Raw genomic sequence first — 20,759 nt, 5'->3', positions numbered from 1 at the left:
TAAATTGTGTTATGAAGAATACGGGGCGCCGCACCGGCGGCGAGAAGTGAGGGCATGTCAGTTGGACAATTTTGATAAAATTGATCGCCATCTGCTGGCAGAACTGCAAGCAGAAGGGCGTATTACCAATGTAGAGCTTGCGAAGCGCGTAGGGCTTACCGCGCCGCCGTGTCTGAGACGGATGCGAGCGTTGGAGGATGCGGGGGTTATCCGCGGCTATCATGCCGAGCTGGACCCCGCAAAACTGGGCTTTTCCATTACCGTTTTCGCGATGGTCAGTCTCAAGAGCCAAGCCGAGGCGGACTTGCGCGCGTTCGAAGATCATATGAAAGCGCTGGCCGAAGTGCGCGAATGTCATATGTTGAACGGTGAAATCGATTTTATTCTTAAAATTGTCAGCCGCGACTTACAAAGCTTCCAGGAATTTCTCACCAGCAAGCTGACACCCGCGCCCAATGTCGCCAGCGTCAAGACCTCGTTGACGATTCGCACAGCAAAACAACTCCCCGGCGTGCCGCTGGAATGAGGTGCGGTTAACTATATTAACTTGTGGATAAATTGCTGCACAGCCCCAAGGGTCGCACCGGGGAGCAGCGCCAGCACCGCTACAAGCCCAAAGGGCAGGCCGGATCGGCGCAGAGTGATGAAAGCATTTCGCGCACAGGGGCCAAGACCCGATACGGCGCGATCGGCATCAGGAACGATGGAATAGAGCGGGCGTCCCGTGCCTGATCTCGTTCAGGGCAGGTCCGCAACCGCTCTTACCAAGGCTAGCGCTGGGCCAGCCATTCCTCCAGCCATTTGATCGAATAGTCGCCGTTGAGAAAATCGGGTTCCTGCATCAGCGCCGCGTGCAGCGGGATCGAGGTTTTGACACCGCCGATGACCATTTCTTCCAGCGCGCGCCGCAGGCGCATGATGCACCCTTCGCGCGTGCGGCCATATACGATCAGCTTGGCGATCATCGAATCGTAGTAGGGCGGAATACGGTAGCCCGCATAAAGCCCGGAATCGACGCGCACATGCATGCCTCCGGCCGCATGGTAGCTCGTCACTTCGCCCGGCGAGGGAGCGAACGTGAAGGGATCTTCCGCGTTGATGCGGCATTCGATCGCATGGCCGGTGAAGCGGATTTCATCCTGCGTGACCGACAACGGCTTGCCATCGGCGATGCGGATCTGTTCACGCACCAGATCGAGGCCGGTGATCGCTTCGGTCACCGGGTGTTCGACCTGCAGGCGGGTGTTCATTTCGATGAAATAGAACTCGCCGTTTTCCCACAGGAACTCGATTGTGCCCGCGCCGCGATAGCCCATGTCGGCCATCGCCTTGGAAACGATGCCGCCCATCCGTTCGCGTTCTGCGGCGGAAATCACGGGCGAGGGCGCTTCTTCCAGGACTTTCTGGTGGCGGCGCTGGAGCGAACAGTCGCGTTCGCCCAGATGGATTGCATTGCCGCGCCCGTCGCCGAAAATCTGGAATTCGATATGACGCGGATTGGCGAGATACTTTTCGATATAGACCGTATCGTCACCGAACGCGGCCTTGGCTTCGCTCTTGGCCTGGCTGACCAGGCTTTCGAGGCTCGCTTCGTCGGGAATGACTTTCATGCCCCGGCCGCCGCCGCCCGATGCGGCCTTCACCAGCACCGGATAGCCGATTTCCGCCGCGACCCGCTTGGCTTCTTCCATCGATTCGATGGCGCCGTCCGAACCGGGGACGAGCGGCAGGCCCAGTGCACCGGCGGTGCGCTTGGCTTCGACCTTGTCGCCCATGGTGCGGATATGTTCGGGCTTGGGCCCGATCCAGGCGATATCGTGCGCTTCGACGATCTCGGCGAACTTGGCGTTTTCCGACAGGAAGCCATAGCCCGGATGGATGGCATCCGCGCGGCTGATTTCCGCCGCCGAAATGATCGCGGCCACGTTCAGATAACTGTCGGCCGCCGCGGGTGGGCCGATGCACACCGCGCTGTCGGCAAGGCGCACATGCATCGCGTCGGCATCGGCGGTGGAGTGCACCGCCACCGTTTCGATCCCCATTTCGTGTGCGGCGCGATGGATGCGCAGCGCGATTTCGCCGCGATTGGCAATGAGAATGCGGGTTATGGCCATGGGCAGTGCGTCCGATCAGCCGATGACGACGAGCGGCTGATCGAATTCGACCGGCTGCGCGTTTTCGACGAGGATCGCCTTGACCGTGCCGGAAGCAGTGGCGGTGATGGGGTTCATCACTTTCATCGCTTCCACGATCAGCAGCGTGTCGCCTGCCTTGACCTGGCTGCCCACGCTGATGAAGGCGCTGGCGCCCGGTTCGGGCGAAAGATAGACGGTGCCGACCATCGGTGATTTCACCGCGTTGCCATCGATGGCGGGCGCGGCTGTCGGCGCTTCTGCCGCGGAGGCGGCAGGTGCGGCCGCCGGAGCGGGCGCCGCGGGCGCGGCGATGAATTGCGTTGCGGCGGCGGCCATGGCCGCGCGCGAGACCTTGATCTTGCGATCGCCGTCTTCAACCTCGATTTCCGTCAGCCCGGTCTCGGCCAGCAGTTCCGCCAGTTCGCGGACCAGCGTGCTGTCGATCCTCATGCCGCGGCCAGCGGCGGAATCCTTGGATTCGGACATGCGTCCCTCTTGCTCGTTTCAATACCGGGGGCCGCTATGCGGCCCGTCGGCGGTGCTGGCAAGAGGGGAGTAAGTAAAATCCCCGCGTCGTCTGCGGTTATTCTACGGATTCATCGCTTTTTCGAGGGCGATTATGTAGCTTTGCGCCCCATGGCCCGAAACGCAATCGGACGCCGCCAATCCGACATAGCTTATATGGCGGAAGGCTTCCCGTTCCTTGGGTTCCGACAGGTGCACTTCGATCACCGGGGTGCGGATGGCCTTGATCGCATCGTGCAGCGCGATCGAGGTGTGGGTATAGGCGCCCGCGTTGAGCAGCACCGCGCGCGCGCCTTCGGCCTGGGCTTCGTGCAGCCAGTCGATCAGGTGGCCTTCGTGATTGGACTGGCGCATTTCGATCTCGCAGCCCAGTTCCTGTGCCCGATCTTCCAGCATTCCGGCGATATCGTCGAGCGTGGTCGTGCCGTAAATCTCAGGCTCGCGTGTGCCGAGCAGATTGAGATTGGGCCCGTTGAGGACATAGACGACAGGTTTGGCCATTGCGTGCCCCGTTGCTGAAAAGTGCCGGATAAGGATGCGTTGCCGCCATAGCGGCGCGCGAGGCTATTTGTCGACGCCCTTGGCCTTGCCCCACTGGCGCGCGGCGGTGTAGCCGAGATAGCCTGTGCCGAACAGCGCATAGAGCGGCTCGGGCAGGCCGTTGAGATAGGCGTTCATCCCGGCGGCGATGGCCTGGGCGGTGTGCGGCCGCGTAGTGCTGAGCAGGCCCATCGGAATGGCCCACAGGATCATCGCGTACATCACATAGAGAAAGCTGGGCCGGGCGCGGCTGGTCCAGGGATCGGGCGAACCGGCCTCGGTGACGATAGCGGACAGGCGGGCCTGGATCGTTTCCAGTTCCTGCGTGCCTTGCAGCTTCACCAGTTCGAGCTTGGCGCGCTCCCGCGCTTCCTTGTCGGGAATGACCTTGTCGATGATGGAGGCGAGCGGACCGACGATTGCTTCGAAAATAGCCATGAGCGCGAATCCCTGCTGAATGGAGAAACGCGCAAACAGATAACCAGATAGGTTCGTGTAGGAAAATGAAAATCGCCCGCGCGGCGCCGTGATGCGGCGCGGCAGGGAAAAGGGGTGGTTCTTCGGATAAGAATTCCACTGGTCGGGACGAGAGGATTCGAACCTCCGACCCCCACACCCCCAGTGTGATGCGCTACCAGGCTGCGCTACGTCCCGAGCAGTGGAGGCGCGCCTATAGGCATCCGTTTCGGGCATGGCAAGCACTCTGGAACGCGATTGCGATTTCTTTGCCGTTGCATGGCCGGCGCATCGCTTGTGCACGAGCCGAAAATCGCGGGCCTGCGGGCCGCGCCGTTCGCGTTGCCAGCCAGTTTCTTTGCTGCTAGGCGCGCACCCTTCTGGTGGGTGGTGCTTGTCTGCGCCGCTTCGAAGGGCAATATCCCGCCCGGTTCGACCGGGACTGACATATTTTCCGAGGGTGTATATCGATGCTTGATATCTTGTCCGCAGCCGCTTCCGCCGGGGGCAACGCCCCGCCTGCGTGGATCAGCTGGTTGCCGATCCTCGGCATGATCGTGATCTTCTGGTTCCTGATCATCCGCCCGCAAATGCGCCAGCAGAAGGAACATCGCGCGAAGATCGCGGCGATGAAGAAGGGCGATATGGTCGTCACCGCTGGCGGGCTGGTCGGCAAGATCATCAAGGTCGACGATCACTACGCCGAACTGGAACTCGGCCAGGGTGTCCGCGTGAAAGCGGTAAAAAGCACCATCGGCGATATCATCCCGCCGGGCGGCACCGCCCCGGCCAACGACTGAGACGCACTGACAGATGCTCGATTTTCCTCCCTGGAAAAGGGCCTGGCTCTGGTTCGTGACACTGTTCTTCGCGGTGGCGTCCCTGCCGTCGTTGGTATCGGTGTCGGGCGGGGCATGGCCATCGTTCCTGCCGAATCCCCAGGTCCACCTCGGCCTCGACCTTGCTGGTGGCAGCCACATCCTGCTCGAAGCGGACGCTCGGGAAGTAGCCAAGCAGCGCCTTGAAAGCATGGAAGAATCGGTTCGCGGCGCGTTGCGCAATGCCGAACCGCGCGTGCGCATCGGCGATTTCTCCAGCGCCGGCGGACGCCTGTCGTTCCTGGTGGAGGATATCGGACAGGTCGATGCCGCCCGCGAAGCGATTCTGCCGCTGACCACCGGGGCAGGCATGACCGGCCAGCGCGACTGGCGGATCGAAGTGGTCGATGGCCAGCGGTTCATTCTCACGCCGAGCCAGGCCGGGATCGACAAGGCCGTGACCGACGCCATGGACAGCGCGACCGAAGTCGTCCGCAAGCGTATCGACGCTCTTGGCACCCGCGAGCCGACGATCATCCGCCAGGGCGCGACCCGAATCGTGGTCCAGGTTCCGGGCCTGCAGGATCCCCAGCAGCTCAAGGACCTCCTCGGCCAGACCGCCAAGCTCGAATTCAAGCTGGTCGATACGACCGCGCTACCCAGCGATGTGGCGCAGGGTGTCGCCCCGCCGGGCAGCGAAATCGTTCCTTATGCCGATGCATTGCCGGGGCAGCCGACGCATATCGCGGTCAAGCGGCTGGGCGGCATCAAGGGGGACAATCTCACCAACGCGCAGCAGGGCTTCTCGCAGCAGGGCAATCAGCCGGTGGTGAACATCACGTTCAATCAGCAGGGCGGCTCGCGCTTCGCCAAGCTGACGACCGAAAACGTCAACCGCCCGTTCGCAATCATCCTTGATGGCAAAGTGCTTTCCGCACCGAACATCAACGAACCGATTCTGGGCGGCAGCGCACAGATTTCCGGCAATTTCACGGTCGAAAGCGCCACGCAGCTCGCCATTTCGCTGCGGTCCGGCGCGCTGCCGGTCGATCTCAAAGTGATCGAAGAACGCACTGTCGGGCCTGACCTCGGGGCGGACTCGATCGTGAAGGGCGCGATCGCGATGCTCGTCGGCTCGGTCGCGCTGATGACGTTCATCATTCTCTCGTATGGCCGCTTCGGCATCTATGCGTGCTGGGCGCTGTTCCTCAACGTTCTCATGATCATCGGTGTCATGGGCATCGCCGGGACGACGCTGACCTTGCCGGGTATCGCAGGCTTCGTGCTCACTATCGGCGCGGCGGTGGACGCCAACGTGCTGATCAACGAGCGCATACGCGAAGAACGCAAGCGAGGGCGCCGTGTGGTCCAGTCGGTGGAACTGGGTTACAAGGAAGCCAGCCGCGCGATTTTCGACGCGAACATCACCAATGTCATCGCGGCGGTGCTGATGTTCCTGTTCGGCTCCGGGCCGGTGCGCGGTTTCGCCGTCGTGCTGATGATCGGTATCGTAACTTCGGTCTTCACCGCCGTGACGATGACCCGGATGTGGATTGCCACCTGGCTGCGCAAGGCGCGGCCCACTGACCTGAACCTGTGAGAGGAGAGGACCGATGAAGCTCCTCAAGCTCGTTCCCGATAACACCAACATCCACTTCCTGCGTTGGCAGTGGCCGTTCTTCATCAGCAACATCCTGGCGATGATCGGTGCGGTGGTGCTGTTGTTCACGCACGGTCTCAATCTGGGCGTCGACTTCGTCGGCGGGCAGATGATCCGCGCGACTTTCGTCGAAAGCAGCGAAGCCCCGGTGGCGGAATTGCGCCAGAAAGTCGGCAGTCTCGGTTATGGCGAGCCGATCATCCAGCAGTTCGGCAAGCCCAACGAGGTGTCGATCCGGATGAAATTGCCGGACGGTGCGGAAGAGCACGCCGAACTGGCCGACGCGATGGCGAACAAGATCACCTCCACGCTCAGGCAGACCTATCCGGGCGTGCGGATCGACGGGGTCGATTCGGTTTCGGGCAAGGTTTCGGGCGAACTGTTCAAGACGGGCATGTTCGCGCTGCTGCTGGCGATGATCGGGATCTCGATCTACATCTGGGTGCGGTTCGAATGGCAGTTCGGCGTCGGCGCGTTGTTCGCGCTGTTGCAGGACTTGTTGCTGACGATCGGCATGTTCTCGCTGACGCAGATGGAATTCGATCTCAACATCGTTGCGGCATTGCTGACCTTGCTGGGGTATTCGCTGAACGACAAGATCGTTGTGTACGACCGCATCCGCGAGAATCTGAAAAAGTATCGCAAGATGCCGATGCCCGAATTGCTCGATCTCTCGGTGAACGAAACGCTGTCACGCACCGTGGCCACTTCGCTGGCGGTGTTGATCATGCTGGTCTCGTTGCTGCTGCTCGGGCCGGACGTGATCTTCGGCTTCACCGCGGCGATTACGCTCGGCATTTTCGTCGGGACGTACAGTTCGATCTTCATGTCCGCGCCGATCCTGATCTGGCTGGGCGTGACTCAGTCGAGCTTTGTCCCGGACAAGGCGAGCGATGACAAGGACGTCGTCCCGCGCAACGCCTGACCCGACGCGCCGGGGGGCCTAGCGTGCCCCGGTCAGACGGTTGTAATATTCGGCCAACGCCGCCGCATTCGCATCCCAGCTGAATGCCGCGGCGTTGGCCGCAACCGTATCCGGGGCAGGCGGTGCGGCAAGCAACGCGGCGACGCCTTCGGCAATCGCGTCCGGATCGCGGGCAACGATCAGCCCCGCGCTGCGATCCCGAACCAGTTCCCGCGCGCCGCCCGCATCGGTGATGACCAGCGGTGTCCCGCAGGCCAGCGCTTCCACCCAGGCGTTGGCCAGGCCTTCGCTCGCGGATGGCAGGACCATGGCATCGGCGGCGCTGAGGACCTGCGGCAGGGCTTCATGATCGAGCGAGCCGAGGAAATGCACGCGCTCCTCCACATCCAGGCTGGCGGCCAATGCGCGGAGCGTGGGCTCGTCCTCTCCCTTGCCGACGAGCAGCAGATGCGCGTCTGCCAGCGCGGGCAGGGCACGGATGACATAGCTTTGCCCCTTGCGCGGAATCAGTGCGCCGACCGATGCGAGAATCGGCGCCGAGGCGGGGATCGATAGCCCCAGATTACCGGCGATCCAGCCGCGTGCCCCGGCCTTGTCGCGCGGGTGGAAACGCGTGCGATCGAGCCCGGTATAGTGAATCGCGATCTTTTCGCGCGGCAGGCCGATAGCGGCCATATCCCGCGCCAGAGCGTCGCTTACCGCCAGAAGGCCATCGGCCTGTGCGGCGGCGGCGCGCAGCATCGGCAATGCAAAGGGCTTGCAACCCCAATAGGAGATGTCCGCACCGCGCGCCTTGATCGAAAGCGGCAGATTCAGCGCCCGGGCGATGGCGGCGGCGGCGGGCCCGTCGGGGTAGAAGAACTGCGCATCGACCAGATCGAACGGCGCCTCGGCATGGAGGCGGTGGATCAGCGGCAGCGTCCTGCGGACGATCGCGCCGGGATTGAACCGCCCCCCGATTTTCGGGATCAGCGTGTAGCGCGGGCGGTGGACCTCCACCCCGTGCTCGATCCCGCTGACCGCCGCGGCGGCCAGCGTGCGGTAGCGGCCAAGGGCAAGAGGCGGCACGCCGATGGGATTGATGACCGTGACCCGCCAATCCCCCCGCGCGGCGAGCGCTTCGAGACTGCGGGCGACGAAAGTGCCGAACCGGGGCTGGGCCCGGTTTGGATAGAGCGTGGCGAGCGACAGCACCCGGCGCGGGGCGGTGGTCACAGCTTGCGCACCAGCATTTCGGCCACGGCCAGCCACGGCGGATTGTCGACCACGATCTGCCGCTGGCCCATGCCCGGGGGAAGCAGGCCGACGAGAGCGCCCTGCCGGTCGATCAGGCGGCCGAAAGCGAACCGTCCGCCCTTGCGCGGGACGAGGACATCGCGGTTGATCGCCTGTGCGGCTTCCTCCGGCGGAATCTGCCGCAGCCACAACTGATCGCCCGCGCGATATTCCCCCGCGCCGGTTTCGATGGCGAGGCAGAGCAGGGCGGCGTTTGCGGCCAGTTCGGTCGGCAGGATCGCGTCACGCGGCGCGGTGAGCGCTTCCGCGCCCGAATCGGTCAGCCGGGCAACGACTTGTGGCTGTGCCGCCACCTCTCCGCGCACCAGCAGTTCCGGCTCGACCCCCAGCGCGGCGCCGATGCGGTTCATCCATGTCAGCGAGAGATTGCGCATCCCGGTTTCGAGCCGGCCGATGGTCTGCGCGGTCGTCGGCGGGGCGCAGGCGGCGGCCACATCGGCCAGAGTCATGCCCTTTTCCTTGCGAATGGCCCGGATGCGATTGATCATGGAAAATCACCTGATTTAACCAAATTGGTTTTTTCACTTTCCTACAGTAACCGGAATTTGGCAAGCAGACATTCCATCACCGCAGGAAAGGATTTGCCATGCGCCCTCTGCTTGTCGAACGCGAACTGACCGCCGAAGGCCCCCGTCGCCGTGAAAGCGCGGGGAAGCGCCGCCGTTCGGTGACGGTCAATCTCGCCGAATCGCCGCTAGCCTGGCTGCATGCGCGAGGCCATCTGGATGATCGGCAACTGGCCGCGGGAGAAATGCTGCGCGGCGATTTCGAACGGGCTCGGCTGGCCCCCCAGGTGACGATGCGATGGGACCCGGTACGAATCAGGGGCGGGCCCGATGCCGCGCTGACGTCTGCCGAGCGCCAGATTGCCGCCAAGGCGCGGTTCGACGGGGCGATTGCTGCCACCGGGCGCGGGTTGGAGGACATCCTGTGGCGCGTCGTCTGCGCGGGTGAGACCGTGCCCGATGCGGAAAGGGCGCTCGCCTGGCCGGTGCGCAGCGGCAAGCTGGTGCTGCGGCTGGCGCTTGACCGGGTGGCCGATTTCTACCGGCTCCCATGATCGGGCAGAATAGGGGCTGGCCGTGCTCTGCTTCCGCTCACGCAGGGCGCGCGTCGTCACGCAGCGCGGCGGCGACCCGGATCCGCAGTTCGGGCAGAACCTCTTCCTCGAACCACGGATTGCGCCGCATCCAGAGGGTGCTGCGCCACGAAGGATGGGGCAGGGGAAAGAAGCCCGGCGGGGCGTCGCGGAAAGCGCGGACCCGCTCCGTCATCGATACGGCGCCCGAACCGGGCCGTTGCTTGCGCCAGTACCATGCCTGCGCATGACTGCCGACCAGCAGCGTCAACCGCTTGTCGGGCATCGCCGCCATCACCGTATCGTGCCATTGCGGCGCGCATTCGCGGCGGGGCGGCAGATCGCCGCTGCTGCCCTTTCCGGGATAGCAGAACCCCATCGGAACCACGGCGACAAGCGCCGGATCGTAAAACCGTTCGGGTTCCAGCCCGGTCCATTCGCGCAGCCGCTGGCCGCTGGCATCGTCCCATGGAATGCCGCTGGCATGGACTTTGGAACCCGGCGCCTGCCCCACGATCACCAGCCGCGAGCCGGGCGAAAACTGCACCACCGGCCGCACCCCATGCGGCAGATGCCCGGCGCAGATGCGGCAGGCGGCGATGGACTCGTGCAGGGCGTCCATCGGGCGGAAATCGGTGGCGGTGTTCACGGTATGATTCAAGAAAGGCCTGTCCTTGCGGGGAATGCGGACCGCATCCAAACACCGGCCGCTTGCTCCGGGGTTCCTTTGCTGGTCCCTACATAGGAAGGAGATTGCAGATTACAGTCCCGAAGCAGGATGATACGGCGTGTTCCGCAATCGTGGCTCTGCTGCCGATTGGAGTGGCAGGGCAGGGCACCGCAAACCGATCATCGGCGATTGTGACAGTTTCCGGCTCATGCAAAGACCCGTTCAGCCTGAGCCTGTCGAAGGCCACGCACCACGCTGGCCACGGGCGATCGATTTTCTGAACCTAACGCTGGCGTCGGACGAAGCGGCTATACCAGCACAGCGCATCAGCGCATGGCATGGCATCAGATCGGCAAATCTGATCGGGCAATTGTCAGTGCGTGGCCTTCGACAGGCTCAGGCTGAACGGGTGGATATAGGAGTAACTGCTCTATCTCGTGCAGAAATCCGGTGGTCAGGCGCAAAGCGGCGGCGCGGCGCAAGGCAGGGGCAGCGCGCCGCCCCCTCACAGCGCCTCGACCATCTCCGCGAGTTCGAGCCAGCGCTCTTCCGCCGCGTCCTTCTCGTCTCGCGCCTTTGCAATGGCGGCGGTGAGAGCGGCGAATTTTGCGGGATCGCTGGTGTAGAGCGCGGGGTCGGCAAGCGCGGCCTCGTCGCGCGCGATCTGCGCCTCCAGTTCCTCGATCCGGCCGGGCAGCAGATCGTAGTCGCGCTGGTCCTTGTAGCTCAGCTTGGTTTTCTTCTGCGGCGGCGGGGGCGGGGTGGCGCTTTCGGCCCTGGCTTTCGTTTTGGCGGGGGCGGTGCGCTGCTTGCGCTTGGCTTCCCAGTCGGCATAGCCGCCCGCGACCGCATCCACCGTGCCGCTGCCATCGAGGCCGAGCGTGACCGTAACCGTGCGGTCAAGGAAATCGCGGTCGTGGCTGACGATCAGCACGGTGCCATCATAATCCGCGATCACTTCCTGCAGCAGATCAAGCGTTTCGAGATCGAGATCGTTGGTCGGCTCGTCCAGCACCAGCAGGTTCGATTTGCGGGCGAATTCGCGCGCCAGCAGCAGGCGCGAGCGTTCGCCGCCCGAGAGCACGCCCACTTTCATATCGACGATGGCGGGATCGAACAGGAATTCCTTGAGGTAGCCCTGGATGTGCTTGCGCGTGTCCTGCACGTCGATCCAGTCGCCGCCTTCGGCCAATATCTGACGCACCGTTTTTTCGGGCGAAAGCAGGCTGCGCTGCTGATCGATCATGATCCCGTTCAGCGTTTTGGACAGTGTAACTGTCCCTTCATCGGGCGCCAGTTCGCCGGTCAGCAGCTTAAGCAGCGTGGATTTGCCCGCGCCGTTCGATCCGACCACGCCGATCCGGTCGCCCCGCTGGATACGCAGAGAGAAATCCTTGATGATCGTGCGCGCTGTCTCTCCCGCGCCGAAACGCTTGGTGACGTGTTCGGCCACGATCACCGACTTGGTTTTCGAATCGTCGTTGGCCAGCGCCAGCTTGGCATTGCCGGTGGGGGTCAGCATCGCGGCGCGCTGGGCGCGCATGGCGTAGAGTTTTTCCAGGCGGCCCTGATTGCGCTTGCGCCGCGCGGTGACGCCGCGTTCGAGCCAGTGGGCTTCGATCTTGAGCTTGGCATCGAGCTTTTCGGCCGCGCGCGCCTCTTCGGCGAAAACCTGTTCTTCCCACGCTTCGTAGCCGCCGAAGCCGACTTCCTTGCGCCGCAGTGAGCCGCGGTCGATCCACAGCGTCGCACGGGTCAGCCGGGTGAGGAACGTGCGGTCATGACTGATGACCACGAACGCGCCGTTGTAGCGGCCCAGCCAGTCTTCCAGCCAGTCGATCGCGGCGAGATCAAGGTGGTTGGTCGGCTCGTCCAGCAACAGCAGGTCGGGCTCCATCGCCAGTGCGCGGGCGAGCGCGGCGCGGCGTTTTTCCCCGCCGCTGGCGTTGGCCGCTGTGCGCGACAGGTCGATGCCGATCTGCCCGGCAATCGCTTCCACTTCGTGCTGCGCCGGGGCATCCGCGCCGTGGAGCGCGAAATCGAGCAGAGTCTCGCAACCGGAAAAGTCTGGCTCCTGCTCCAGCATCACCACGCGGGTGCCGGGCTGCACGGTGCGCTTGCCCTTGTCCGCATCGATATGATTGGCGATCAGTTTGAGCAGCGTCGTCTTGCCCGCACCGTTGCGCCCGATCAGCGCCAGCCGATCACGCGGTGCGATGTGGAGGTCGATATCCTGAAAAAGCCAGCCCGCGCCCTGAATGAGCCCGAGGCCTTCCCAACTGAGAATAGGGGGTTGCGCCATGCCGGGCCCCATAGAGCATCGCGCGAAAAAGTGGGAACCGGTTTTTGCGCTAGCGATGCGATGAGGGGGACTTCGCATCGCGCGAAAAAGTGGGAACCGGTTTTTTGCGCCGACAATTCGCCCTTCGTCACCCCGAACTTGTTTCGGGGTCCATCTCGCCGATTCATCCGATGGTTTGTGGGGCGAATGGATGCTGCATGACGGGTGCGTGAGCGCGAAGGCCCAATAGCGCGCGGCCGCCAGTGCCGTGCAGCCGTTAACCTGGCTGAACGAATTGCGGGTTTTCCATCTTGCCTGCGTTAATCTGGGCATGCCTATCCGGCACGCACGGCTCGGCGTGGGAACTGCACTGCTTGCCGATGCGTACCTATCCTTATTCGCAGCGGGGCTGCGCCACACAGGGAGTATTGTGATGATCCGTTATGCTTTGCCGCTTCTGGCCGCCACGGCCTTTGTCTCACCGGCGATGGCCGCCGAAGTGCAGATCGCGGCCAAGGGGCCGGTGATCGAGCTGGGCGTCAGCGAAACCGTAAAGGGGCGGCCGGATATCGTCACGGTCGGCGCCGGGGTTTCCACCGATGCGCCCACTGCGGTGGCCGCCATGCAGCAGAATGCCAAGGCGATGGATAGCGTGATCGCCAGGATTCGCGCACTGGGTATCGCCAAGGACGATGTGCAGACGGCGGGAATCAATCTCAATGCGCAGTACGATTATGACCAGCGCCAGCAGAAACAGGTGTTCCGTGGCTATCGCGCATCGAACACCGTCAACATCACCCTTCGCGACGTCAACAAGGCCGGGCCGGTGCTCGATGCGCTGGTGGCGGCGGGCGCGACCGATCTCAACGGGCCCAATTTCGCGATCGACAACGACAAGCCCGCGAAGGATCAGGCGCGCAAGGCAGCGATGGAAACCGCCCGCGCACAGGCGCTCGATTACGCGCGGATGGCCGGATACAGCGATATCCGCCTGCTCGAAATAAACGAAACGGTTGGCCAATCGCGGCCGATGCCGATGCTGGCGAAGACTGCCGCATTCGATGCTCAGGCCGCCGCCGCGCCGACCCCGGTCGAGCCGGGTCTTGTCGGCACTTCGGTCATGGTAACGGTGAAATATGAAATGGTGCGCTGATACCGAATAAAGCGGGCAAACATTTCTGAATGAGTACCGCTGGTATCATTCACAACTTGTTCAAGCCTTGGGAGATAGGCACAAGGACGTTATGCGAAAGGCTATCGTCCTTGTCCTCTCCGGTGCAGCGGCTTGCACCGTATCGCTCGCCCCGCTGGCGGCTGCCGCGGCCCATGCCCAGGATCATGACGATCAGGGGCAGGTCCGACGGGAAATGAAAGCGGGCAACGTCCGGCCCTTGCGGGATATCGAAGGCATGGTGCTGCCGCAAATGCGCGGGATGCAGTACCTCGGCCCAGAATACGATGCGGGCGCCATGGCCTACCGGCTCAAGTTCATCCGCGATGGGCGGGTGGTCTTCGTCGATATCGATGCCCGTTCGGGCCGCGTTATCAGGCGGTCGAACTGACGCAGGGGCGGTGCGTCCGGCCCTGTCCTGCCCGCTGCGGCTGTGCAGGATCGCGACAGGCCGCTTGACGGCTTGTGTCCCAGGTCCCACTTGAAAAATCGCAACTTGCAGATGAGGGTTGAGGCATGCGCATCCTGATTGTCGAGGACGAACCCACGCTGGGCCAGCAGCTCAAATCGACGCTGGAACAGAACGGTTATGCCGTCGACTTGTCCACCGATGGTGAAGATGGCCACTTTCTCGGCGCGTCCGAGGATTACGATGCGGTGATTCTCGATCTCGGCCTGCCGGAGATCGACGGGCTGACCGTACTGGGCATGTGGCGCCGCGAAGGGCGCAGTTTCCCCGTTTTGGTGCTGACCGCGCGCGATAGCTGGTCGGACAAGGTCGCCGGGCTCGATGCCGGGGCGGACGATTACCTTGCCAAGCCGTTCCAGACCGAAGAACTGATCGCCCGCCTGCGCGCGCTGATCCGCCGCGCTTCGGGCAACACCTCCTCGGAATTGACGGCGGGCGATGTCCGGCTGGATACCCGCTCGGGCCGGGTGACACTGGCGGGCGAGCCGGTGAAGCTGACCGCGCAGGAATACAAGCTGCTGTCCTACCTGATGCACCACAAGGGCAAAGTGGTCAGCCGCACCGAACTGATCGAACATATTTACGATCAGGATTTCGACCGCGATTCGAACACGATCGAGGTCTTCGTCACGCGCATCCGCAAGAAGCTGGGTGCCGATGTCATCACAACGATCCGTGGCCTTGGATACAGTCTCGACGACCCCGCCGAAACGCCCCGCGCCTGATACCGGGCGTGTAGCCGGCACCGGGCGCACGGGGGATCATCCCCCGGCAGAGCCCGGTGTGGAAGACGGCGCTGTGCCCGCCCCGCGCCGGGAACGCCATACGGGCAGCCTGTCGCGGCGCATGATGCTGATCGCGGCGGGGTGGATTTCCATTCTCCTGCTGCTCGGCGGCGTCGCGCTCGACCGCACGCTGGCGGGCCTGATCGAGAAGAATTTCGACGAACAGCTCGAATATATGCTCACCGCGATGATCGGTGCGGCAGAAATCGGCCCCGATGGCGAAGTGTTCTTCAATCGCCCGCTGGGCGACCAGCGCTTCCTCGAACCCAACAGCGGGCTTTACTGGCAGATCAGCGGCAAGGGGCACGAGGATTTCCCTTCGCGCTCGCTGTGGGATCGCAGCCTGAAAGTGGGCAGGGGGCCCGCCGGGCACGATGTCCTGTTCTACAACAGCAACCAGTTTGCCGGCGAACCCCTGCGCGTGATCGAGCGTTCGATCGTTCTGCCCGGCAGCGATACGCGGTGGTGGTTTACTGTCGCGGCCGCGCGGGACGAGCTGGACCTGCAGATCAGACAGGTCCGCTCGATCCTCGTATGGAGCTTTGTCGTGCTCGGGCTGGGGCTGTTCGTCCTCGCCATGTTGCAGACCTTCTATGGGCTGGTGCCGCTGCGCCGGGTGCGTCTGGCGATCCAGCATATCCGCGCCACGGGGACCAACCGCGTCACCGATCCGCTGCCGCTGGAAGTGCAGCCGATGGTGGACGAACTGAACGCTCTGCTGGCGCATACCGAGCGGCAGGCGGAAGAAGCGCGCACCCATGCGGGCAATCTCGCCCACGCGCTGAAAACGCCGTTGACGGTGGTGACCAACGCCGCCAGCGCCCATGCGCCCGATCTGGCCGAAACGGTGCTGCGCGAAACCAATGTCATGCGCCGCCAGATCGATCACCATCTCGCGCGGGCGCGGGCCGTGGGCCGCCGGGCGGCGGGGCAGGCGCGGGCCAACGTATGGGATAGCGTCGCCGGCGTGGAACGGGCGGTGGCGCGCCTGTACGAGGAATGCCGCTTCGATGTGGCAGGCAATCGCCAGGCCATGGTGTCCCTGGAACGGCAGGATCTGGACGAAATTCTCGGCAATCTGCTCGAAAACGCGGCCAAATACGGCGGCGGCAGCGTGTTCGTGACAGTCGATGCCGAACCGGGCGGGGCGCTGTGCACCGTGCTGGTCGAAGATGATGGGGCAGGCATCCCGGACGCGGAACGGACGCGGATATTCGATCGCGGCGCGCGGCTGGACACGGGCAAGCCGGGCACCGGCCTCGGCCTCGCCATCGTGCGCGATGTGGTGGAAATCTACGGCGGCAGCGTGAAGCTTGGCGAGAGCGAGGATCTCGGCGGGCTGATGGTCATCGTCCGGCTGCCGCGCGCGGCGGTGTGATTTGTCCCGCGCTGCGCGGTGCCGGGCTGGGCAGGCGGTTTACTGTTCCGCTTTGGCGCGTTCGTGATGGCGGATCACTTCATCGATGATGAAGCGGAGGAATTTCTCGCTGAATTCCGGATCGAGATCGGCATCTTCCGCCAGCTTGCGCAGACGTTCCACCTGCCGCTGTTCGCGCCCCGGATCGGCGGCGGGCAGAGCGGTCTTGGCCTTGTGTTCGCCGACGGCCTTGGTGATGCGGAACCGCTCCGCCAGCATGTGAATCAGCGCGGCATCGATATTGTCGATGCTCTTGCGGTATGCGGCAAGGACGGGGTCTTCTGCTGGCGTCTGAGTCATGGCTGGCTAGCTACAGCCGCAATCCATGCTTGCCAAGCGCTGCCATCCGTCCCATGGCGCGGAGAATGAGCGCCGAGGTTGTCCCCCTGCCACGCAAAGAGCCGTCGCTGGCTCCGATCCTGTCGCTGACCGCCACTGCGATGAACGCGGTGAACACGGTGATTCTCGATCGGATGCAAAGCGAAATTCCGCTGATTCCGGCGCTGGCCGGCCATCTGATTTCGGGTGGCGGCAAGCGTATGCGCCCGATGCTGACACTCGCCGGGGCGGACCTGGTGGGGTATCAGGGCACGCGCCATCACAAGCTGGCGGCGGCGGTGGAATTCATCCATACCGCGACCCTGCTGCACGACGATGTGGTGGACGGTTCGGAAACGCGCCGGGGCAAGGAAGCGGCCAATCTGGTGTTCGGCAATCCGGCCACGGTGCTGGTCGGCGATTTCCTGTTTTCCCGCGCTTTCGAACTGATGGTGGAGGATGGCAGCCTCAAAGTGCTGAAAATCCTGTCCAGCGCTTCGGCTGTCATCGCGCAGGGCGAAGTCGACCAGTTGACCGCGCAGCGCGTGATCGAGACGAGCGAGGAACGCTATCTCGGCATTATCGGCGCGAAGACCGCCGCTCTGTTCGCCGCTGCCAGCCGGATTGCGGCGGTGGTCGCTGAACGGGACGAGGCGGAAGAGCGGGCGCTGGACGATTACGGGCGAAATCTCGGCATTGCCTTCCAATTGGTCGACGATGCGATCGATTATGATTCCGATGCCGCCGAAATGGGCAAGGAACGCGGCGACGATTTCCGCGAAGGCAAGATGACGCTGCCGGTGATTCTCGCCTATGCTCGCGGGAATGAGGAAGAACGCCGGTTCTGGCAGGAAGCCATCGCCGGTTTCCGCAACGAGGATGAAGATCTTGCTCATGCGATCGAACTGATCCGCAGGCATGATGCCGTGAACGCCACGCGCCAGCGCGCGCGCCATTTCGTCGAACGGGCCATCGATGCGCTGTCGATTTTCCCCGACAGCAAGGCCCGCGCGGCCATGGCCGAAGCGGCGCAATTCGCCGTCAGCCGGGGATATTGATCCCCAAGGCCGTTCGCCCTGAGCTTGTCGAAGGGCCATTCCTGCGCTTCAGCCCTGCATCGAAGGAAAGAACGGTGCTTCGACAGGCTCAGCACGAACGGAATATGAGGCGATGAGTTCGGCCTTGCCCATCCACGCCGTTCTGCCCGATCTGCTCGCCGCCTTGCGCGGGCGATCCTCGGCGGTGCTGATCGCGCCGCCCGGCGCTGGCAAGACGACGACGGTGGCCCCGGCGCTGCTGGGAGAGGAATGGTGCACCGGCACGATCATCCTGCTGTCTCCGCGCCGCGTGGCCGCGCGCGCGGCGGCGGAGCGGATGGCCGAACTGTTGGGCGAAAAGCCGGGCGAAACGGTCGGTTATCTCACCCGCCTGGATAGCAAACGCTCGGCAGGAACCCGCATTCTGGTGGTGACGGAAGCGATTTTCGTCGCGCGGATTTGTGACGATCCCGAATTGACCGGCGTGAGCGCCGTGCTGTTCGACGAAGCGCATGAACGCCATCTCGACAGCGATCTGGGGCTGGCGCTCGCGCTCGAAAGCCAGGCGATCCTGCGGGAAGATCTGCGCATCTGCGTGATGTCGGCCACGATCGATGGCGCGCGCTTCGCCCGCTTGCTGGGCGACGGGGCGCCGGCGATCGAAAGCGAAGGCCAGGCCTATCCGCTGGCGATCCGCTGGCTGGGTGCGTCGCCTGAAAAACGCATCGAGGACGCGATGGCGAGCGCTGTGCTGACCGCGTGGCGGGAGGAGCAGGGCGATATCCTCGCGTTCCTGCCCGGCGTGCGCGAGATCGAGCGAACGGCGGAACGGCTGACCCCGCGCTTGCCCGATGTGCCGATCCTGCCTCTCCACGGCCAGATCGAACCAGCGGGCCAGCGCGCCGCCATCCGCCGTGATCCGCAAGGCCGGCGGCGGATCGTGCTGGCGACGGCGATTGCCGAAACTTCGCTGACGCTGGACGGGGTTTCGGTGGTGGTCGATGCCGGGCTGTCGCGCCGGGCGGAATACGATCTGGCGGCGGGCGTCAGCCATCTGGTGACGGTGACGGCAAGCCGCGCCGCCGCCGCCCAGCGCGCGGGCCGCGCCGCGCGGCAGGCGCCGGGCGTGGCCTATCGCCTGTGGGCCGAAGCCGCGCATCCCGGCCGCCCCGAATTCGATCCGCCGGAGATCGTGACGGTCGATCTCGCCCCGCTCACGCTGGCGCTGGCGCAATGGGGCGCGGGTGATCCGCAGGGCCTGCCGTGGCTCGATCCGCCGCCCGATGCGGCGCTTGCCGGCGCGCGGGCCCGCTTGCGCGCCTTGGGGGCGCTGGATGAAGACAATCGGATCACCCCGCGTGGGCGGCAGATCGCCACCCTGCCGATGGACCCGGCGCAAGCGGCGATGGTGCTGTTCGGCGCTGAACACGGCGCGGCGGAGCAGGCGGCGCGGCTGGCGCTGCTGTTGCAGGAACGTGGGCTCGGCGGGCGGGGGGAAGACCTTGCCCAGCGCCTTGCCCGTTGGGATGGCGACCGCTCCGCACGGGCGCAGGCTTCGCGCAAGCTGGCCGATAGTTGGGCAAAGCGCGCGCGCGCCCTTCGACAGGCTCAGGACGAGCGGGGCGGGGGCAGCGATCCCCAGTCCCAGCCCGCCAGTTCCTTGACCACCAATCCCGGGCCGGTCTCTCCAAATTCCGTCCGTCCTGCGCCTATCGAAGGCAGCGCTCCACCGCTCGGCGTTCTGCTGGCGATGGCCTTGCCGGACAATGTCGCGCGCCGCCGCGATGCTTCGGGCGAACAGTGGCTCTCAGCCGGAGGGCGAGGCTATATCCTCGATCCCGCATCGCCGCTGGCGAGCAGCGAATGGCTGGCGATCGGCGATGCTCAGGGGCAGGCCAAAGGCGCGCGAATCATGGCGGGCGTGGCGCTGACGGCGGACGATGTCGACCGCTGGCTCGGCGGAATGATGGAGCGCCGCTCCACTCTGCGCTGGAACGACAGCGAAGGGCGCGTCGAAGCGCGGCTGGAACGCAGGCTCGGCGCCATCACGCTGGCCAGCGGGCCCGATCCGAAACCGGATTCCGCCGCCGTCGCCGCATTGCTGCTCGAAACCGCGAAAGGCCGGCTGGCCGAACTCCTGCCGCCCGCGCTGATGGCGCGAGCCCATTATGCCGGGCTCGATGCGCTGGCGGCGGGAATGCTGGTTGCGGAAGCGGAGGAATGGCTCGCTCCATTGCTCGCGGGGCGGCGCGATCTGGCGCTGTCCAAAAGCGCGCTGACCGATGCCCTGCTCGCCCGGCTGGATTGGGACAGCCGCCAGAAGCTGGACCGGATCGCCCCGCGCGAATTCATCAGCCCGGCGGGCACGCATCACCCCATCGATTATGCGCACGAAGGCGGCCCGGCGGTGGAAGTGCGGGTGCAGGCGCTGTTCGGGCTGGACCGGCATCCGATGGTGGGCCACACACCGCTGCTGTTGCAACTGACCTCCCCCGCCGGCCGGCCGATCCAGACCACACGGGACCTGCCCGGGTTCTGGCGCGGAAGCTGGCGCGATGTGGCCAAGGATATGAAAGGCCGCTATCCCAAGCATCGCTGGCCCGAGGAACCCTGGGCCGAAGCGCCCAGCCTGAAAACGAAGAACGCGTTCGAAAATTCGCGCCGTTGAACGCAGCGGCGCAAGCACTCTTGATTTCGGCGGCGATTCGGGACACTGCGCGGCTATGTCTGCACGCATCTACCAACGCCCGAAAAACGCCATGCAATCCGGCAAGGCGCTTGTCGATCAGTGGATTCTCGAATTCGTCCCGGCCGAAGCGCGCAAGCCCGATCCCCTGATGGGTTGGGCGGGCAGCGGCGACACGCAGGCGCAAGTTCAGCTCACATTCGCGAGCAAGGAAGAAGCGCAGGCTTATGCCGCGAAGTACGGGATCGCCGCGCGCATTGCCGCCACGCCGCCCAAGCGGCTGAAAATCCAGGCGTACGCGGACAATTTCCGTTAATTGCCGCCTCCCTTGAGGGGAGGGGTTGCGTCATTGCGGAACTGCCGCCATATGGCCCACCGGGAGTCGGGCGGGCGTTTGCGTTCGCCAACCTGGTCAGGTCCGGAAGGAAGCAGCCACAACGGATTGCGGCGGGTCGCCCGGCTCCTTTTCCCCAAGTTGCAGCACCCTTTGCG

22 protein-coding genes, 1 tRNA gene and 1 other RNA gene are annotated in these 20,759 nt (G+C 64.4%); 14 read left to right on the top strand and 10 right to left on the bottom strand.

Annotated elements, in window-relative coordinates; genetic code table 11:
• The first annotated feature begins 61 nt into the window (after positions 1-61).
• Together K5X80_RS11960 and K5X80_RS11955 are read left to right on the top strand one after the other, a co-directional pair.
• Complete coding sequence (locus K5X80_RS11960) at positions 62-526, top strand: Lrp/AsnC family transcriptional regulator (RefSeq protein WP_222557952.1); 465 nt, start codon at positions 62-64, stop codon at positions 524-526.
• Positions 527-549: 23 nt separating this feature from the next.
• The gene (locus tag K5X80_RS11955) at positions 550-732 is read left to right on the top strand and encodes a hypothetical protein (RefSeq protein ID WP_222557951.1); all 183 of its coding nucleotides are present in this window, start codon (positions 550-552) and stop codon (positions 730-732) included.
• Between the two features lie 38 nt (positions 733-770).
• Here K5X80_RS11955 and accC read toward each other — a convergent pair whose 3' ends face one another.
• The 5 genes from accC to K5X80_RS11930 form a co-directional block, all read right to left on the bottom strand.
• Positions 771-2,114 (bottom strand): acetyl-CoA carboxylase biotin carboxylase subunit, encoded by a 1,344-nt coding sequence (accC, locus tag K5X80_RS11950; protein ID WP_222557950.1) that lies wholly within the window; start codon positions 2,112-2,114, stop codon positions 771-773.
• A 15-nt stretch (positions 2,115-2,129) separates the two neighbouring features.
• Positions 2,130-2,621 (bottom strand): acetyl-CoA carboxylase biotin carboxyl carrier protein, encoded by a 492-nt coding sequence (accB, locus tag K5X80_RS11945; RefSeq protein ID WP_283249170.1) that lies wholly within the window; start codon positions 2,619-2,621, stop codon positions 2,130-2,132.
• A 102-nt stretch (positions 2,622-2,723) separates the two neighbouring features.
• Complete coding sequence (gene aroQ, locus K5X80_RS11940; RefSeq protein ID WP_222557949.1) at positions 2,724-3,161, bottom strand: type II 3-dehydroquinate dehydratase; 438 nt, start codon at positions 3,159-3,161, stop codon at positions 2,724-2,726.
• Positions 3,162-3,224: 63 nt separating this feature from the next.
• Positions 3,225-3,638 carry a holin family protein gene (locus K5X80_RS11935; protein WP_222557948.1) on the bottom strand — a complete coding sequence of 138 codons (414 nt, stop codon included), beginning with the start codon at positions 3,636-3,638 and terminating at the stop codon, positions 3,225-3,227.
• A gap of 139 nt (positions 3,639-3,777) precedes the next feature.
• Positions 3,778-3,854, bottom strand: a tRNA-Pro gene (locus tag K5X80_RS11930).
• A gap of 272 nt (positions 3,855-4,126) precedes the next feature.
• Here K5X80_RS11930 and yajC point away from each other — a divergent pair.
• The 3 genes from yajC to secF are packed head-to-tail and all read left to right on the top strand — an operon-like array spanning position 4,127 to position 7,059.
• Positions 4,127-4,456 carry a preprotein translocase subunit YajC gene (yajC, locus tag K5X80_RS11925; RefSeq protein WP_222557947.1) on the top strand — a complete coding sequence of 110 codons (330 nt, stop codon included), beginning with the start codon at positions 4,127-4,129 and terminating at the stop codon, positions 4,454-4,456.
• A gap of 13 nt (positions 4,457-4,469) precedes the next feature.
• Positions 4,470-6,074 (top strand): protein translocase subunit SecD, encoded by a 1,605-nt coding sequence (secD, locus tag K5X80_RS11920; RefSeq protein WP_283249169.1) that lies wholly within the window; start codon positions 4,470-4,472, stop codon positions 6,072-6,074.
• A 13-nt stretch (positions 6,075-6,087) separates the two neighbouring features.
• Positions 6,088-7,059, top strand: coding sequence for a protein translocase subunit SecF (secF, locus tag K5X80_RS11915; protein ID WP_222557945.1), 972 nt, complete (start codon positions 6,088-6,090; stop codon positions 7,057-7,059).
• A gap of 18 nt (positions 7,060-7,077) precedes the next feature.
• On the opposite strand, the gene K5X80_RS11910 is transcribed toward secF, so the two are convergent.
• On the bottom strand, positions 7,078-8,274 hold the full coding sequence (locus tag K5X80_RS11910; RefSeq protein ID WP_222557944.1) for a glycosyltransferase: 1,197 nt from the start codon (positions 8,272-8,274) through the stop codon (positions 7,078-7,080).
• Positions 8,271-8,843 carry a helix-turn-helix domain-containing protein gene (locus K5X80_RS11905; protein WP_222557943.1) on the bottom strand — a complete coding sequence of 191 codons (573 nt, stop codon included), beginning with the start codon at positions 8,841-8,843 and terminating at the stop codon, positions 8,271-8,273. Before K5X80_RS11905 ends, K5X80_RS11910 begins: the two co-directional genes overlap by 4 nt.
• A gap of 98 nt (positions 8,844-8,941) precedes the next feature.
• On the opposite strand from K5X80_RS11905, the gene K5X80_RS11900 reads away from it, so the two are divergent.
• Complete coding sequence (locus tag K5X80_RS11900; protein WP_222557942.1) at positions 8,942-9,415, top strand: DUF6456 domain-containing protein; 474 nt, start codon at positions 8,942-8,944, stop codon at positions 9,413-9,415.
• Positions 9,416-9,452: 37 nt separating this feature from the next.
• Here K5X80_RS11900 and K5X80_RS11895 read toward each other — a convergent pair whose 3' ends face one another.
• Entirely contained in the window at positions 9,453-10,055 is a 603-nt protein-coding gene (locus K5X80_RS11895; RefSeq protein WP_222560448.1) for a uracil-DNA glycosylase family protein, read from the bottom strand.
• 553 nt (positions 10,056-10,608) lie between these two features.
• Positions 10,609-12,405: an ABC-F family ATP-binding cassette domain-containing protein gene (locus K5X80_RS11890; RefSeq protein ID WP_222557941.1), complete on the bottom strand. Its 1,797-nt coding sequence runs from the start codon at positions 12,403-12,405 to the stop codon at positions 10,609-10,611.
• Between the two features lie 412 nt (positions 12,406-12,817).
• On the opposite strand from K5X80_RS11890, the gene K5X80_RS11885 reads away from it, so the two are divergent.
• From K5X80_RS11885 to K5X80_RS11870, 4 genes are all read left to right on the top strand, one after another.
• Positions 12,818-13,537 (top strand): SIMPL domain-containing protein, encoded by a 720-nt coding sequence (locus K5X80_RS11885; RefSeq protein ID WP_222557940.1) that lies wholly within the window; start codon positions 12,818-12,820, stop codon positions 13,535-13,537.
• Between the two features lie 91 nt (positions 13,538-13,628).
• On the top strand, positions 13,629-13,946 hold the full coding sequence (locus tag K5X80_RS11880; RefSeq protein WP_222557939.1) for a PepSY domain-containing protein: 318 nt from the start codon (positions 13,629-13,631) through the stop codon (positions 13,944-13,946).
• 125 nt (positions 13,947-14,071) lie between these two features.
• Positions 14,072-14,749, top strand: a complete 678-nt coding sequence (locus K5X80_RS11875) for a response regulator (protein WP_222557938.1) — start codon at positions 14,072-14,074, stop codon at positions 14,747-14,749.
• Between the two features lie 121 nt (positions 14,750-14,870).
• The gene (locus K5X80_RS11870; RefSeq protein ID WP_283249312.1) at positions 14,871-16,187 is read left to right on the top strand and encodes a sensor histidine kinase; all 1,317 of its coding nucleotides are present in this window, start codon (positions 14,871-14,873) and stop codon (positions 16,185-16,187) included.
• Between the two features lie 39 nt (positions 16,188-16,226).
• Here the strand turns inward: K5X80_RS11870 and K5X80_RS11865 are convergent, their stop codons facing one another.
• Positions 16,227-16,526 carry a chorismate mutase gene (locus K5X80_RS11865; RefSeq protein ID WP_222557936.1) on the bottom strand — a complete coding sequence of 100 codons (300 nt, stop codon included), beginning with the start codon at positions 16,524-16,526 and terminating at the stop codon, positions 16,227-16,229.
• Positions 16,527-16,591: 65 nt separating this feature from the next.
• Here K5X80_RS11865 and K5X80_RS11860 point away from each other — a divergent pair, with 65 nt between their 5' ends.
• The 4 genes from K5X80_RS11860 to ffs all read left to right on the top strand — a co-directional run bounded on the left by K5X80_RS11860 (position 16,592) and on the right by ffs (position 20,737).
• Positions 16,592-17,602, top strand: a complete 1,011-nt coding sequence (locus K5X80_RS11860; RefSeq protein WP_222557935.1) for a polyprenyl synthetase family protein — start codon at positions 16,592-16,594, stop codon at positions 17,600-17,602.
• A gap of 112 nt (positions 17,603-17,714) precedes the next feature.
• Positions 17,715-20,249, top strand: coding sequence for an ATP-dependent helicase HrpB (gene hrpB / locus K5X80_RS11855; protein ID WP_222557934.1), 2,535 nt, complete (start codon positions 17,715-17,717; stop codon positions 20,247-20,249).
• A 55-nt stretch (positions 20,250-20,304) separates the two neighbouring features.
• Positions 20,305-20,583: an ETC complex I subunit gene (locus K5X80_RS11850; protein WP_222557933.1), complete on the top strand. Its 279-nt coding sequence runs from the start codon at positions 20,305-20,307 to the stop codon at positions 20,581-20,583.
• 59 nt (positions 20,584-20,642) lie between these two features.
• An RNA gene (gene ffs / locus K5X80_RS11845) (signal recognition particle sRNA small type) lies at positions 20,643-20,737 on the top strand.
• The last annotated feature ends 22 nt before the right edge of the window (positions 20,738-20,759 follow it).

The organism is Caenibius sp. WL (assembly GCF_019803445.1).
Lineage (GTDB): Bacteria > Pseudomonadota > Alphaproteobacteria > Sphingomonadales > Sphingomonadaceae > Caenibius.
Note: the sequence above shows the minus strand (reverse complement) of the source record. Positions and strands in the feature narration are given on the sequence as shown.